This window comes from uncultured Aquimonas sp., from assembly GCF_937888285.1.
Taxonomy (GTDB): Bacteria; Pseudomonadota; Gammaproteobacteria; order Xanthomonadales; family Xanthomonadaceae; genus Aquimonas.
The window spans coordinates 1-13,530 of record NZ_CALART010000090.1 but is presented as its reverse complement, the minus strand read 5'-3'; the positions used below and the strand labels follow the sequence as shown (position 1 = coordinate 13,530).

At 69.0% G+C, this 13,530-nt stretch carries 12 protein-coding genes and 1 pseudogene; 11 read left to right on the top strand and 2 right to left on the bottom strand.

The window, feature by feature from the left end:
- The first annotated feature begins 309 nt into the window (after positions 1–309).
- Positions 310–936 carry a hypothetical protein gene (locus tag Q0654_RS16495; RefSeq protein ID WP_298855927.1) on the top strand — a complete coding sequence of 209 codons (627 nt, stop codon included), beginning with the start codon at positions 310–312 and terminating at the stop codon, positions 934–936.
- Positions 937–948: 12 nt separating this feature from the next.
- Here Q0654_RS16495 and Q0654_RS16490 read toward each other — a convergent pair whose 3' ends face one another.
- Positions 949–1,566, bottom strand: coding sequence for a hypothetical protein (locus Q0654_RS16490; protein WP_298855925.1), 618 nt, complete (start codon positions 1,564–1,566; stop codon positions 949–951).
- Positions 1,567–1,696: 130 nt separating this feature from the next.
- Between Q0654_RS16490 and Q0654_RS16485 the strand changes: the two genes are divergently transcribed.
- The 7 genes and pseudogenes from Q0654_RS16485 to Q0654_RS16455 all read left to right on the top strand — a co-directional run bounded on the left by Q0654_RS16485 (position 1,697) and on the right by Q0654_RS16455 (position 10,500).
- Positions 1,697–2,377, top strand: a complete 681-nt coding sequence (locus tag Q0654_RS16485) for a phospholipase D-like domain-containing protein (RefSeq protein WP_298855922.1) — start codon at positions 1,697–1,699, stop codon at positions 2,375–2,377.
- Positions 2,378–2,827: 450 nt separating this feature from the next.
- The gene (aceK, locus tag Q0654_RS16480) at positions 2,828–4,576 is read left to right on the top strand and encodes a bifunctional isocitrate dehydrogenase kinase/phosphatase (RefSeq protein ID WP_298855919.1); all 1,749 of its coding nucleotides are present in this window, start codon (positions 2,828–2,830) and stop codon (positions 4,574–4,576) included.
- Between the two features lie 200 nt (positions 4,577–4,776).
- Positions 4,777–6,483: an endonuclease gene (locus Q0654_RS16475; RefSeq protein WP_298855917.1), complete on the top strand. Its 1,707-nt coding sequence runs from the start codon at positions 4,777–4,779 to the stop codon at positions 6,481–6,483.
- Between the two features lie 207 nt (positions 6,484–6,690).
- Entirely contained in the window at positions 6,691–7,641 is a 951-nt protein-coding gene (locus Q0654_RS16470) for a methyltransferase (RefSeq protein WP_298855915.1), read from the top strand.
- A gap of 144 nt (positions 7,642–7,785) precedes the next feature.
- Positions 7,786–8,316, top strand: a pseudogene (locus Q0654_RS16465) (pseudouridine synthase); the annotation flags it as partial.
- Positions 8,317–8,491: 175 nt separating this feature from the next.
- On the top strand, positions 8,492–9,166 hold the full coding sequence (locus Q0654_RS16460) for a Bax inhibitor-1 family protein (RefSeq protein ID WP_298855913.1): 675 nt from the start codon (positions 8,492–8,494) through the stop codon (positions 9,164–9,166).
- Positions 9,167–9,999: 833 nt separating this feature from the next.
- Positions 10,000–10,500 carry an Mpo1-like protein gene (locus Q0654_RS16455; protein ID WP_298855911.1) on the top strand — a complete coding sequence of 167 codons (501 nt, stop codon included), beginning with the start codon at positions 10,000–10,002 and terminating at the stop codon, positions 10,498–10,500.
- Between the two features lie 255 nt (positions 10,501–10,755).
- On the opposite strand, the gene Q0654_RS16450 is transcribed toward Q0654_RS16455, so the two are convergent.
- A complete protein-coding gene (locus Q0654_RS16450) occupies positions 10,756–11,646 on the bottom strand; it encodes a phosphoribosylaminoimidazolesuccinocarboxamide synthase (protein WP_298855909.1) in 891 nt (296 codons plus the stop codon).
- Between the two features lie 161 nt (positions 11,647–11,807).
- Here Q0654_RS16450 and Q0654_RS16445 point away from each other — a divergent pair, with 161 nt between their 5' ends.
- Genes Q0654_RS16445 through rpe form a run of 3 tightly spaced genes read left to right on the top strand, consistent with a single transcriptional unit; the run spans position 11,808 to position 13,238 of the window.
- Positions 11,808–12,176: a cytochrome c gene (locus Q0654_RS16445; protein WP_298855907.1), complete on the top strand. Its 369-nt coding sequence runs from the start codon at positions 11,808–11,810 to the stop codon at positions 12,174–12,176.
- A 3-nt stretch (positions 12,177–12,179) separates the two neighbouring features.
- Positions 12,180–12,521, top strand: a complete 342-nt coding sequence (locus Q0654_RS16440; RefSeq protein ID WP_298855905.1) for a J domain-containing protein — start codon at positions 12,180–12,182, stop codon at positions 12,519–12,521.
- A 42-nt stretch (positions 12,522–12,563) separates the two neighbouring features.
- A complete protein-coding gene (rpe, locus tag Q0654_RS16435; RefSeq protein ID WP_298855904.1) occupies positions 12,564–13,238 on the top strand; it encodes a ribulose-phosphate 3-epimerase in 675 nt (224 codons plus the stop codon).
- The last annotated feature ends 292 nt before the right edge of the window (positions 13,239–13,530 follow it).

Genomic DNA, 13,530 nt, shown 5'->3' with positions numbered 1-13,530 from the left:
AAGTGTCAGGGTCGATGCGTCTAACGAATACCGAAGCCTGTGCGCACTTCTGCCAGCGCGCGGGTTCTACCCTTTGCGGCCGAGCTTCTTCGTTGCTGCGACCCAAACTGCGGAAAGTTCAGGCAAAAGTTGCTTGTCCAGGGCGCCGGAACAGGGGGTACTCTCGTCTGCCGTGTTCCCGATAGCTGGCCACGCTCCCGGGGGTGCAAGTCCGACCACATCGCCCAGTAGGGTGACGACACGATGATCCCGCGCACATCCACGCTCGCCATCTGGCCCCTCCCCCTCGCCGTGGCCTTGGTGCCGGTCTTGGCCGCCCACCTCGCCTACGCCCTGTCGATCGAGGCCGGCCATGTGCCTGCTTGCGTGCCCTATGTCGAAGGCTGCACCTCGATCAGCCGGGCGGCGCGGCATGGGCTGGGCAATCACCTGTTCCGGTTGCTGATGCTGCCTTCGGCCCTGCTGCTCACCCTGCATTGGCTGGCAACGCTCGTCTGGCTCCGGCGGAGCACCGGCGATCCGCGCGCCGGGCGCAGCCTGTGGCTGTTGGCGCCGTTTGCCGGGCTGGCGCTGGCGGTCTACGTCACCTTTCTCGGCACCGACGGCGAGGCCTATCGCTTCCTGCGCCGCTATGGCGCGCAGCTCTACTTCGCTTCGGTCTACCTGGCGCAGCTGGTGGTGGTGCGGCACTGGCACCGCCGGCTCGGGCGCTGGGACCGCGTCGGTGCGGTCTGGCTGGCGATCTCGCTGGTGATGCTGGCGCTGGGGCTGGGCTACACGGCCGTGGCCAACGGCTTCGACGATCCCAAGCTCAAGGACCGCATGGAAAACCTGCTGGAGTGGCATATCGGCGCGCTGATGACGGCCTGGTATCTGCTGCTGGCCTGGGTGTGGCGGCGCGAGGGCTTCGCGCTGGGCTTCAGCCTCCGGCGCTGAGTGCCCGCGGCGTCAGCCTATCGCCCGTTCGAGGTTGCTGCGCGCCTGCGCCTCCAGCCGTTCGCGCAGGGCCGGCGTGCGGTAGATCTGCTCGCGCCTGGCGAACTCTCGCAGCAGCTGGCGGCGCTTGTAGCGGTAGAGGAAACCCGGCACCCAGGCGTATTCGGCGCGCACCTGCCGTTCGTACTCGGCAAAGCGCTCGGGGACGGCGCCGAGGATGGCGAGGTCGATGTCGACCAGCAGGCTGGCGTCGCCGGGCGTGGGCTCTGCGGCATGCGCGGTGTCGAGGATCAGGGCGTGGATGCGCGCCGTCGCCGCGGGATCGGTGCCGGCCTGTCCCAGCGCTCGCCTCGCCCAGTCGGCGCTGCGCTGCTCGTTGTCCTTGCCGCGCGGATCGTAGACGGCATCGTGGAACCACAGCGCCAGCACCAGTTCGTCCGGCCGTTCGGCCACGTCGCGATGCGCGCGCAGCAGGTCCAGGCATTCCGACAGATGCTGCAGGCTGTGGTAGTGCCGCTGCGGCTCGCGCCAGGCCGCGCGCAGTGCGGCAAGGCAGGCCTCGCCGGTGCCGCGGGCGCCGACCTCGTGCCAGGCCTCAAGGAATTCGCGGTCGATCGGATGCGGCGTCATCACGGCTTCGCAGCTGCGGCTCGGATATCCGGCAGGCTGGCGAATCCCGGCTGCGGCGGCAAGCCCTGCGGATACTCGACGACGACGGTGGCCTGCGTCGATCATGCGGGCCCGATCGAGGACGCCGCCCATGGACTTCCAGCAGCTCGACCAGAAACTGCGCGACAGCCTCGCCGACCTGCGCTTGAGCGTGGAAGAACGCGACGAGCTGCGCGAGCTCGGCCAGTCGCTGTCGCCGGACGCGGTCCGCTACCTGCGCAATCGCGCCTTCGCCCTGGTGCGCGAGCTGGTCGCCGACCCCGCGCAGGCGCAGCCGGCGCTGAAGTGGCTGGAGCAGGTGGTCAAGACGCTGGATTTGAAGGCGCAGGCCGCGCGCGAGCCGGCCAGCGCGCATTTCAGCCCGGGCGAGAGCTGCCGCCAGAAAATCCTGTCGCTGTGCCGCGCCGCGCGCGCGCAGATCGATGTCTGCGTGTTCACCCTTGCCGATGACCTGCTGGCCGAGGCCCTGCTGGCCTGTCACCGCCGCGGCGTCGCCGTGCGCCTGCTGACCGACAACGACAAGTTCCACGATGCCGGCAGCGACGTCGGCTGGCTGCGCGAGCAGGGGCTGCCGGTGCGTCTGGATCGCAGCGGCTTCCACATGCACCACAAGTTCGCGATCTTCGATGCGCGGCTGCTGTTGAACGGCAGCTTCAACTGGACGCGCAGCGCCACGACCTCGAATGAGGAGAATCTGCTGGTGATCGAGCACGCCCAGCTGGTCACGGACTTCGGCGCCGAGTTCGAGCGCCTGTGGGCGCGCCATGCCTAGTCGCTGCAGGGGGTTGACCCTGGTGCGGCGGAACAAGGCGGCAACCCATGACCCGCCGCACCGGGGCCGGTGCGGGCCGCGCTGCGGCTCGGGAGCGATAACGGCAGCCGGTGGGCCGACTTGAGGCCCGCGACCTCGGAAAGACGCGAATTCTGGGGCGCAGAAACGAAACAGCCGAATCGCATCCTGCGATCCGGCTGTGTGCTTCGGGGAGAGCATGGGACCGGGGCCGTGGGGGAGGTCGGAGAGCCGGTCCGGAGCGCCTCGCAGGACAACGCGGGCACAGGTTCATTATTCACGCGGCTAGTGAAGGAAATAGCCGGATACGTCGCATGCAAGGTCAGGGTGTTCCTGACATGCCGCCTGTGGTGTAAGGCTTGAGATGACCTTGGCGCTGGCTGCTTGCCTTGAAGATCGGTGCTGACCCGTACGACGACCCAGAGAGCCGACATGATCGAGCCCTGTCCCGACGCACTCCCGCAGCGCACGCCCGAAGAGGCCCGCGTCGAGCTGGCGGCGACTTCGATCCGCGATGCCTTCGAGGGCTACAACGGCCACTTCCGCGCGATCACCCAGCGCGCGCGCCGGCGCTTCGAGCAGCGCGACTGGCTGGGCGCGCGCTCCGACGCGGTCGAGCGCATCGAGCTCTACGACCGCTGCGTCGCCGCCGCCGGTGCGCGGCTCTCCGCCCAGCTTGAGGGGCAGTCGCAGGACAAGGCGCTGTGGGCGCGCATCCATGCGCGCTATGCCGAGCTGATCGCCGGCCTGCTCGACCAGGAGCTGTACAAGACCTTCTTCAACACCCTGACCCGGCGCTTCTTCGCGACCCGCGGGGTGGATGCGGCGATCGAGTTCGTGGCGCTGTCGATCGCGCCCACCGATCGCATCACTCATCCGGTGGCGCGTCGCAGCTATGCGGTGGCGGGCGATCTCGCTCCGGTATTCGCGCGCGTGCTCGACGACTATCCGTTCGCCGTCCCCTATGCCGATCCGCAGGACTGCGCGCACAAGCTGGCGCAGCGCATCGCGCAGCAGCTGGCCGACTGGGAGTCTCCTGCCGTGCGCGGCCTGGAGCTGATGGAGACGGTGTTCTACCGCGAGCGCCGCGCCTATCTGGTCGGCCGCGTCTACGGCGAGAGCCGCTTCGCGCCGATCGTGATCGCGCTGATGCATACCGGGCAGGGCCTGCGCGTGGATGCGCTTATCACCGAACGCGCCCAGGTCGCCGTGCTGTTCGGCTACACCCGCAGCTACTTCCATGCCGACCTCGAAACCGTGGGCGACGCGGTGGTGTTCCTGCGCACCCTGCTGCCGCACAAGCCGGTCGACGAGCTCTACACCGTGCTGGGTCGCGCCAAGCAGGGCAAGACCGAGCGCTATCGGCATTTCTTCGCGCATCTGCAGCGCCACCCTGACGAGGCCTTCGTCCACGCCGACGGCGAGCGCGGCATGGTGATGGCGGTGTTCACCCTTCCCAGCTATCCGGTGGTGTTCAAGCTGATCCGCGACCGCTTCGCCTACCCGAAGAACATGGCCCGCGCCGAGGTCGAACAGAAGTACCGGCTGGTCTTCCATCACGACCGCGTCGGCCGCCTGGTCGATGCCCAGCTGTTCCGCCACCTGCGCTTTCCGCGCCGGCAGTTCGCGCCGGCCCTGCTGGAGGAGCTGCTTGAAGGCTGCCGCGAGACGGTGCAGACGGACGGCGAGGACCTGGTGTTCTCGCACTGCTACATCGAGCGCCGCCTGCGGCCCCTGAACCTGTACCTGCGCGAGGTCGAGCCGGCGCGCGCGATCGCCGCGATTGTCGATTACGGCCAGGCGATCAAGGACCTCGCGCGCAGCAACATCTTCCCCGGCGACCTGTTGCTCAAGAACTTCGGCATCAGCCGCGCCGGCCGGGCGATCTTCTACGACTACGACGAGCTCTGCTTCGTCACCGAGTGCCGCTTCCGCGCGCTGCCGAGCGCACGCCACGAGGACGAGGAAATGCACGCCGGCGCCTGGTACCACGTCGACGAGAACGACGTCTTCCCCGAGCAGTTCCCGCAGTTCCTCGGCCTGTCGTCCGAGCTGCGCGCAGCCCTGCTGGAGGCCCACGGCGAGATCTTCACTGTCGGCTGGTGGCTGGCCCTGCAGCAGGACATCCGCGCCGGCGCGCTGGCCGACGTGCCGCCGTATCCGGCGCGCCTGCGGGTGTAGCCCGCCGACTTCACAGCGTCACGCGGAGGCCGCAGACTCCGCGCACCGCGTCGGGAACGATTCCCGCGCGCGCTGGGGCGGCCGCGGTGGCCGCCACCGCCGGATGCCGAGCCGGGGAGGGCTCGTGCATCACGCGGAACCGCTCGTTTCCGCAGCGTGCCCGCGGCCGGATGCCGCGGCGCGCGGCTTACGGAGTTTCCATGACCCTGTCCCTGCGTGGACGTCTCGCGCCTGTCTGCAGCGCGCTGGCTTCGCTGTGCCTGATCGCCGCCGGCTCCGCCCGCGCCGATGTCTTCATCAACGAGTTCCATTACGACAACGACGGCACCGACAGCGGTGAACGCGTCGAGATCATCGCCCCGGCCGGCACCTCGTTGGGCGGCTGGAAGCTGGTGCTCTACAACGGCAGCGACGGCCGCCAGTACGCCACCTACAGCCTGACGGGCACCACCGCCAACCAGTGCGGCGGCCACGGCACCGTGGCGATCAACGTGCCGGGCATCCAGAACGGCAGCCCGGATGGCCTGGCCCTGATCGACGCCAGCGGCGCGGTCGTGCAGCTCCTCAGCTACGAGGGCGGCTTCACCGCCAGCGACGGACCTGCCGCGGGTCGCGTGGCGACGCAAATCACTGTGGCCGAGACCGCCACCACGCCGGTGGGGCAGTCCCTGCAGCTCGCCGGCAGCGGCAGCCGCGCCAGTGACTTCACCTGGCAGGCGCCGCGCGCGGCCAGCTTCGGCGCCTGCAACAGCGGCCAGACCCTGGTGGCGCCGGGCAGCGGCGGCGGCACGAGCCTGAGCAATGGCGTCGCCCGTACGGGGCTTGCGGCGACCGCCGGCAGCAGCCTGGCCTTCACCCTGAGCGTGCCGGCCGGGGCCAGCAACCTGCGCTTCGCGATGAGCGGCGGCAGTGGTGACGCCGACCTCTATGTGCGCTTCGGCAGCGCGCCGACCACCACGGTCTACGACTGCCGTCCGTTCCAGACCGGCAACACCGAGACCTGCAGCTTCACCAGCCCGCAGGCCGGCACCTGGCACGTGCTGATCCGCGCCTACACGAGCTTCAGTGGCCTCAGCCTTACGCCGAGCTTCGACGCGGCGAGCGCACCGCCCTCCGGCTACTACAGCGGGGTGCAGACCGGCAGCGCCAGCGCGCTGCGCGCCAGCCTGCACGCGCTGATCGACGACCACACGCGCATCCCCTACACGGCGAGCAGCACCGACACCTGGGACGTGCTCGACCGGGCCGAGCAGGATCCGCTCAACAGCGGTCGCATCCTCGACATCTACAGGAATGCGTCCTACGCCAAGGTCGCCGGCGGCAACGATTTCTACAACCGCGAGCACACTTGGCCGAACTCGCTGGGCTTTCCCAATGACGGCCCGACCAACTCGGCCTACACCGATCTGCACATGCTGATGGCCTCCGACATCGCCTATAACGCGGCCCGCGGCAACAAGGCCTATGACAACTGCCCCAGCGGCTGTACCGAATATCCGACCGGCGCCTATGCCGGGCAGGGCGGCGGCAGCGGTGTGTATCCGGGCAATTCCAACTGGACCAACGGCAGCGTGTTCGAGGTCTGGTCGAAGCTGAAAGGCAATGTGGCGCGCGCGATGTTCTACATGGACCTCCGCTACGAGGGCGGCAGCCACGGCGGCACCGGCGCGGCCGAGCCCGATCTGCGCCTGACCAACGACCTCGGTCTCGTCGTTGGCAGCTCGGGCAATGCCTCGGTGGCCTACATGGGCCGGCTCTCGACCTTGATCCAGTGGCACCAGCAGGACCCGCCCGACGAGGCCGAGCGCCTGCGCAATGCCCTGATCCAGAGCTACCAGGGCAACCGCAACCCCTTCATCGACCAGCCGCAGTGGGTGGCCTGCGTCTACCAGTCGGTCTGCAACTGACGTCCGACTACGCTTCCCGGCGGCGTCGCGCGCCGCCGGGGCGGCAGCTCGGTGTGCGTCTTCCGATCCCACGAACTTCCTGATGATCGAACAGGCGCGGACTTTTCTTCATCCTCACGGGCCTGTGCTAGCGTGATGGGCTGATTCAGGTCGCGCGGCCGACCCGGCAGCGCGTGGACATTGCAGCCCCTACGAGGAATGCCGCCCATGTTGAAGAAGACCCTGCCCCTGCTGATCGTGCTGTCGCTGGCCGCCTGCTCCCAGTCGGAAGCGCCGAGCACCGCGGCGCCGGCCGAAGCGCCCAAGCCCGCCGAGACCGCCCCGGCGCCGGCGCCGGCACCTGCCGAGCCGGTCAAGTCGCCGATCGAACAGGCCGTCGCCGGCGCCTGGCGCTCGCCCGAGAATGTCGCCCGTGACGCCTTCCGCAATCCGGTGCAGACGCTCGGCTTCTTCGGCGTCGATGCCAGTCAGACCGTGCTCGAAATCACCCCGGGCGGCGGCTGGTACACCGAGATCCTGGCGCCGCTGCTGCGCGACGGCGGTACCTACATCGCCGCCGTGGTCGACCCGGCCAAGGCCGCCAACGAGCGCGCCGCCGAGTACTACGGCAACGCGCTGAAGAGCTATCAGGAGAAGCTGGCGGGCAATGCCGAGGTCTACGGCAAGGCGCAGGTCGTCCAGTTCGATCCCGCCAATCCGGCCTTCGGTGCGCCCGGCTCGGTCGACACCGTGCTGACCTTCCGCAACGTCCACAACTGGATGCCTTCGGGCGCGGCACCGGCCTACTTCAAGGGCTTCTACGACGTCCTGCGTGAGGGCGGCACCTTGGGCGTGGTCGAGCATCGCGCTGCCGAAGGCACCGAGCCGGACGGCCGCGGTGGCTATGTCACCGAGGCCCAGGTGATCGCCCTTGCCGAAGCCGCGGGCTTCCAGCTGGTCGAGAAGTCCGAGATCAACGCCAACCCGAAGGACACCCGCGACCATCCCAATGGCGTGTGGTCGCTGCCGCCGGTGCTGCGCGGCGGTGACGAGGACCGCGAGAAGTTCGTCGCCATCGGCGAGTCCGACCGCATGACCCTGCGCTTCGTCAAGCCGGCCGCGCCGGCGGCGGAAGTCAGCGCCGAGCCGGCCGCGGGCGAGACCAAGACCGGCAACTGATCGTCGAAGCGATCACCTTGGCGTTCGCGCCGGGCAAGACCGCCAGCGGCCGCCTCGTGCGGCCGCTGGCGCATCCGCCGTCAGGCGGCGCGTCGCCTTGAACGCAAGGCGCGCGACTGTCGACCCACCAAGCCACCTGCGCGCATGCTGATCGCCCTCAACAAACCCTTTGGCGTGCTCTGCCAGTTCACCGATGCAGAGGGGCGACCGACGCTGGCCGGGCTGATCGATCAGCCGGGTGTCTATCCCGCCGGGCGGCTGGACGCTGACTCCGAGGGTCTGCTGCTGCTGAGCGACGACGGCGGCCTGATCGCGCGCATCACCCAGCCGCGCCACAAGTGGCCCAAGACCTATGTGGTGCAGGTCGAGGGAGACGCCACGGCCGCGCAGCTGCAGGCCCTGGCCGCGGGCCCGACCCTGAAGGATGGCCCCTGCCTGCCCTGCGAGGTCAGGCGCCTGGATGGCCCGCCGGACTGGCTGTGGCCGCGCGAGCCGCCGGTGCGCTACCGCAAGTCGGTGCCCGAGAGCTGGCTGCAGGTGGTGCTGCGCGAAGGCCGCAACCGCCAGCTGCGGCGGATGACTGCCGCCGTGGGACTCCCAACCCTGCGCCTGCTGCGCGTGGCGATGGGTCCGCATGCGCTGGACGGGCTGCGCCCGGGCGAGCACCGCGTGCTCGATCCGCAGCCGGTGGCACCGCCGCCTGCCACCGCACCGAGCCCAAGTGTCCCAACTCGGGGAAACCGCTCAGGCAGCTCGAACGGGCCTGCGCGCCGGCGCCGGTGAATGCAGACCGGCGACCCCGCTTTGGGTACCATCCCGGCTCCTTGGTCTTTGGATGGGAGTCGCCTCGATGAATGATCGTCCTGCAGTACCGGTGGCCGCGGCGCTTCCCGCCACCGCCGGCAACACCCTGATCCGCAACACCTTCATCCTGCTGAGCCTGGTGCTGGGCGTCGCTGCGGTCGGCGCCGGCGCTGGCCTTGCGATGCGCATCCCGCTGGGCATGGGCATGTGGCTGGTCTTCATGGCCCTGTTCATCGGCGGACCCTTCCTGATCTCGCGCATCGGCAACGGCCAGGCCCAGATCCTCGCCACCTTCGGTTGGGCTTTCGCGGTCGGCCTGCTGTTCAGCCCGATGATCGGCGCCTACCTGAGCATTCCCGGCGGCGCGTCGGTGGTGCTGAATGCGCTCGGCGCCACGGCGGTGATCTTCACCGCGCTGGCCGCCTACGCGGTCGTTTCGCGCAAGAACTTCAGCTTCATGGGCGGCTTCCTGATGGTCGGCGCGCTGGTGCTGATCGTCGCCGTGGTCGCCAACCTGTTCCTGCAGATCCCCGCGCTGTCGCTGACCATCTCGGGCGTGGCGGTGCTGCTGATGAGTGGCTTCATCCTCTGGGACGTCAGCCGGCTGATCCACGAGCCCAATGCCAACCCGATCATGATCACCGTCAGCCTGTTCTCCAGCATCGTGGTGCTGTTCTCGCACCTGCTGAACCTGATGAACATGCTCTCCGGCGAGGACTGATCCGGCGCCGCGTCGCCTGAAGGCGATGGGACGGAATCACGGGGGCCCTTCGGGGCCCCTTTCCGTTACCGCTGCCGGCCCGAGCCCGCGGCGGTCATAGGGTGGGCCCTGGCCCACCATGGGCTCCATTCTCGCCTCGGTGTCGTTTCGTCGCTCCGTCGCTCCGTCGCTCCGTCGCTTCGTCGCTCAGTCGTTTGAAGCCAAGAGCAAGAGCTTTCGGTCCGTCCTTCGGCCGGCCCGACCTACCTTTCTTTGCGTGGTCACTGCGCCGGAGGAGCGGCGCGAACGCCGAAGGCGGCCCGGGAGGGGCGGAGGGCAGGAGGCCCGGAGTCAAGAAAGGTAGGCCAAAGAAAGGCCACCCCTCGTCCGCGCCCTACGCGCATCCCTGCGCTCCGGGTTCGCGAGAGTCGGTCGGGGTTTTCGGACAGGCCGTCCCTGGCCTGTCGAAAACCTTGGCCGCATCCCTGCGGCCAACCCTGCGGGCGGATCGACCGCCTCCCGCCGCTTCCCAGGGGCCCCGGGCAAAGCGCGGGCTCCTGCCCGCAAGAGCTGGAGCAAGAGCGAGAGCGAGAGCCGAAGCCGAAGCCGAAGCCGTGGCCGACGCTTTCATAGGGTGGGCCCCGGCCCACCATGGACCATACGCCCGCCCCGGTCACCGGAGGGCTCAGGCGCCGTGCCGGGCTGCACGCATCACCGGGTGAACGGACGCCGCCTTGCGCCGACCTTGTCGAGCTGCACCGCGCGCTGCGGGGTCTGCCATCGCCCACCACGGTCTTGTCCGGGATTCGCCAAACCCCTACCGTGGGCGCCCGCTCCAAGGCTGTGCCGCGCGCATGAACACGACCGATGACCTTTTGCCCGCCAACGAGCGGCGCCCTGTCGACCGCTGGTTCGCGAACTACTCGGGCGACCACCGCAACGCCACCAACCAGGCGCTGCATGTCGTCTGCGTGCCGCTGATCCTGTGGTCGGTGATCGCCCTGCTGTGGGTGATTCCGGTGCCGGCCGCGCTGGGCCGCGATGGCGCCTGGGCCGGCATGGCCATGGCGGTGGCGGCGATCTACTACTACCGGCTCTCGCGGCCGCTCGGCCTGGTGATGGCGATCAAGCTGGTGGCGCTTGGCTTCATGACGCATCTGCTGTACGGCGCGCTGGGCGCGACGAACCTGCTGTGGCTGGCCATCGCGGTGTTTGTCGTCGCCTGGATCGGACAGTTCATCGGTCACCGCTACGAGGGCAAGAAGCCGAGCTTCTTCACCGACCTCGTCTATCTGCTCATTGGCCCCGCCTGGGTGATGGGCAAACTGATGCGGCGGCTGCGGATTCCGCTGTAGGTCGCGCCGTGTGAGCGCGCATGTGGCGTCAGTGGCGCGAGCGGAGAGCTTCGCGGGAAGCAGAACTCTTGCTTGACCACTGCCAGCGTCGCCCCCGCGAAGCGCCTGTCATCGCGAAGGTGGCACGGGGACCAGCGACCTCGCTTCGAACCCTGGATCCGCGTTCTCGCGTTCGCGAGGACAGGCTCTACGCGGGGATGACGAATCCGGAGTTGTTCAGGAATACCGCGCCCGTCGCGCAGGGCAGGGCAGCGCTCAGGCAACGATGCCGGTCAGCTTGAGCAGGGCTTCGGCGTACTTCGCGCGGGTCGCCCCGATGACTTCGACCGGCACCCGCGGGCCCGGCGCGGTCTTGTTCCAGTCCAGGGTTTCCAGATAGTCGCGGACGAACTGCTTGTCGTAGCTCGGCGGGCTGATGCCGATCTGGTACTGGTCGGCCGGCCAGAAGCGCGACGAGTCCGGCGTCAGCATCTCGTCCATCACGATCAGCGCGCCGTTCTCGTCGAGGCCGAACTCCAGCTTGGTGTCGGCGATCAGGATGCCGCGCTCGGCGGCGTAGGCTGCCGCGAAGCGATAGATCTTCAGCGTCGCCGTGCGCACGGCCTCGGCCAGCTCGCCGCCGATCAGCTCGACCACGCGGTCGAAGCCGATGTTCTCGTCGTGGTCGCCCACCGCGGCCTTGGTCGAGGGGGTAAAGATCGGCTCCGGCAGCACCTCGGCCTGGCGCAGGCCGGCGGGCAGGGCGATGCCGCAGACCGCGCCCGTGCGCTGGTAGTCCTTCCAGCCCGAGCCGATCAGATAGCCGCGGGCGATGGCTTCCACCGGCAGGGCTTTCAACTTCTTGGCCACCACGCTGCGCTTGGCATAGAGCGCGAGGTCGGTGCCGGCCGGCAGCACGCTGGCCAGTGGCGTCGCCGAAAGGTGATTGGGCTGCAGCGTGGCCGTCTGTGCGAACCAGAAGTTCGACATCTGGCAGAGGATCTCGCCCTTGCCGGGAATCGGATCAGGCAGCACCACGTCGAAGGCAGACAGACGATCGCTGGCGACGATCAGCAGCTCATTGTTCGGCAGGCCGTAGACATCGCGCACCTTGCCCCGGTGCAGCAGCGGCAGGTCGAGGTCGGACTGGTGCAGGGTCGTGGTCACGGCGGAGGCCTGGGCATGCGGGAAGCGCGATAGTTTATCGACGCAGGCGCAGGGCTCACAGCGCGATCTGCGGCTCAGGGGCGGCGAGCACGCCCAGCGGACAGGGCGATCGATCGCGATGCCGACCTCGCGCCGACAGCGCGCCGGTAGAATGCGCGGCCATGAACCCTCGCGCCCTGATGCTGGCCCCGCTGCTGGGCCTTGGACTCTCCGCCTGCAGCCCCGGTGCGCCGGCTGGCGCTGCGCCGATCGAACGCCCGGCCCAGCTCGGCATGTGCGCCAGCTGCCACGGCGTCGACGGCATCGCGCTCGCCCCTGGCAACCCGCATCTGGCCGGCCAGGACGAGGCCTACCTGCGCCTGTCACTACAGAAGTACAAGAACGGCGAGCGCCGGCACCCGCCGATGCAGGCGGTGGTGGGCGCCCTGCAGGACGCCGACCTCGATGCGCTGGCGCGCTGGTATGCCAGTCAGCCGCGGCAGGGCCAGCGCGCTGCGGCGGCCGCTGCCGCCAACGACAACGCCAACTAGCCCATGCGCTATGCCGGCCGCCTGCTGGGTTTCACCTTCGGCTGGATCCTGCTGCGGCATCCGGCCGGTGCCGTACTGGGTTTCCTGATCGGCTGGGGCTTCGACGGCGGCTGGCTGGCCTTGCGCACGCCGCGGCCGCAGCGCGGTGAGGATCCCTACGCGGTGCTGGACGTCGATCCCGAGGCCAGCATGGACGAGATCGACCGTGCCTACCGCCGCGCGATGTCGCGCCACCATCCCGATCGCGTCGCCAACGAATCGGCCGCCGTGCGCCGCCGCGCCGAAGCCCGCGCGCGCGCCATCAATGCCGCCTACGACCGCATCCGCGCCGAGCGCGAAGCCTGATGCGGCGCTGAACATTCAAATCCCGTCCACCCCGAGCCCGCCATGTCCAAGTGTCTGATCGCGCCTTCCATCCTCTCCGCCGACTTCGCCCGCCTCGGCGAAGAGGTGCGCAACGTGCTCGCGGCCGGCGCCGACTGGGTGCACTTCGACGTGATGGACAACCACTACGTGCCCAACCTCACCGTCGGCCCGCTGGTCTGCGAGGCGCTGCGGAAGCACGGCATCACTGCGCCCATCGACGTGCATCTGATGGTGAAGCCGGTGGACCGCATCATTCCCGACTTCGCCAAGGCCGGCGCCAGCCTGATCAGCTTCCACCCCGAGGCCAGCGAGCACGTCGACCGCAGCCTGCAGCTGATCCGCGACTCCGGCTGCAAGGCCGGCCTGGTCTTCAACCCGGCCACGCCGCTGCACCACCTCGACTATGTGATGGACCGGATCGATCTGATCCTGATCATGTCGGTGAACCCGGGCTTCGGCGGCCAGAGCTTCCTGCCCTCCGTGCTGCCGAAGATCCGCGAGGCGCGCGAGCGCATCCGCGCCTCCGGCCGCGACATCCGGCTGGAGGTCGACGGTGGCGTCAAGGTCGACAACATCGCGGAAATTGCCTCAGCGGGCGCCGACACCTTCGTCGCCGGCTCGGCGATCTTCAACGCGCCGGACTACGCCAAGGTGATCGCGGAGATGCGCGCCGAGGTGGGCAAGAGCCGGGGTTAGGGATTAGGGAACCGGGATTCGGGATTCGGAATTGGGGATTCGGGATTCGGGATTCGTAGAGCTTCCGCAAGCCCGCTGTTGAGCCCCTCTCCCCCTGAGGGAGAGGGGTTGGGGAGAGGGGGGAACCTGGCCGCAAGCTTCCTACCCCTCTCCCCCGGCCCCTCTCCCTCAAGGGGAGAGGGGAGGTCGGCATTCGGGTGGCTCGCGGCGCGGCTCAGGCCGAAACTCTTCCAATCCCCAATCCCCAATCCCCAATCCCCAATCCCCAATCCCCAATCCCCAATCCCCAATC

What these genes read in the sequence shown, in the direction of transcription:
- Q0654_RS16490 (WP_298855925.1), bottom strand. Translation starts at nt 1,566, where the DNA reads ATGACGCCGCATCCGATCGACCGCGAATTCCTTGAGGCCTGGCACGAG.
- Q0654_RS16485 (WP_298855922.1), top strand. Translation starts at nt 1,697, where the DNA reads ATGGACTTCCAGCAGCTCGACCAGAAACTGCGCGACAGCCTCGCCGAC.
- aceK (WP_298855919.1), top strand. Translation starts at nt 2,828, where the DNA reads ATGATCGAGCCCTGTCCCGACGCACTCCCGCAGCGCACGCCCGAAGAG.
- Q0654_RS16475 (WP_298855917.1), top strand. Translation starts at nt 4,777, where the DNA reads ATGACCCTGTCCCTGCGTGGACGTCTCGCGCCTGTCTGCAGCGCGCTG.
- Q0654_RS16470 (WP_298855915.1), top strand. Translation starts at nt 6,691, where the DNA reads ATGTTGAAGAAGACCCTGCCCCTGCTGATCGTGCTGTCGCTGGCCGCC.
- Q0654_RS16460 (WP_298855913.1), top strand. Translation starts at nt 8,492, where the DNA reads ATGAATGATCGTCCTGCAGTACCGGTGGCCGCGGCGCTTCCCGCCACC.
- Q0654_RS16455 (WP_298855911.1), top strand. Translation starts at nt 10,000, where the DNA reads ATGAACACGACCGATGACCTTTTGCCCGCCAACGAGCGGCGCCCTGTC.
- Q0654_RS16445 (WP_298855907.1), top strand. Translation starts at nt 11,808, where the DNA reads ATGAACCCTCGCGCCCTGATGCTGGCCCCGCTGCTGGGCCTTGGACTC.
- Q0654_RS16440 (WP_298855905.1), top strand. Translation starts at nt 12,180, where the DNA reads ATGCGCTATGCCGGCCGCCTGCTGGGTTTCACCTTCGGCTGGATCCTG.
- rpe (WP_298855904.1), top strand. Translation starts at nt 12,564, where the DNA reads ATGTCCAAGTGTCTGATCGCGCCTTCCATCCTCTCCGCCGACTTCGCC.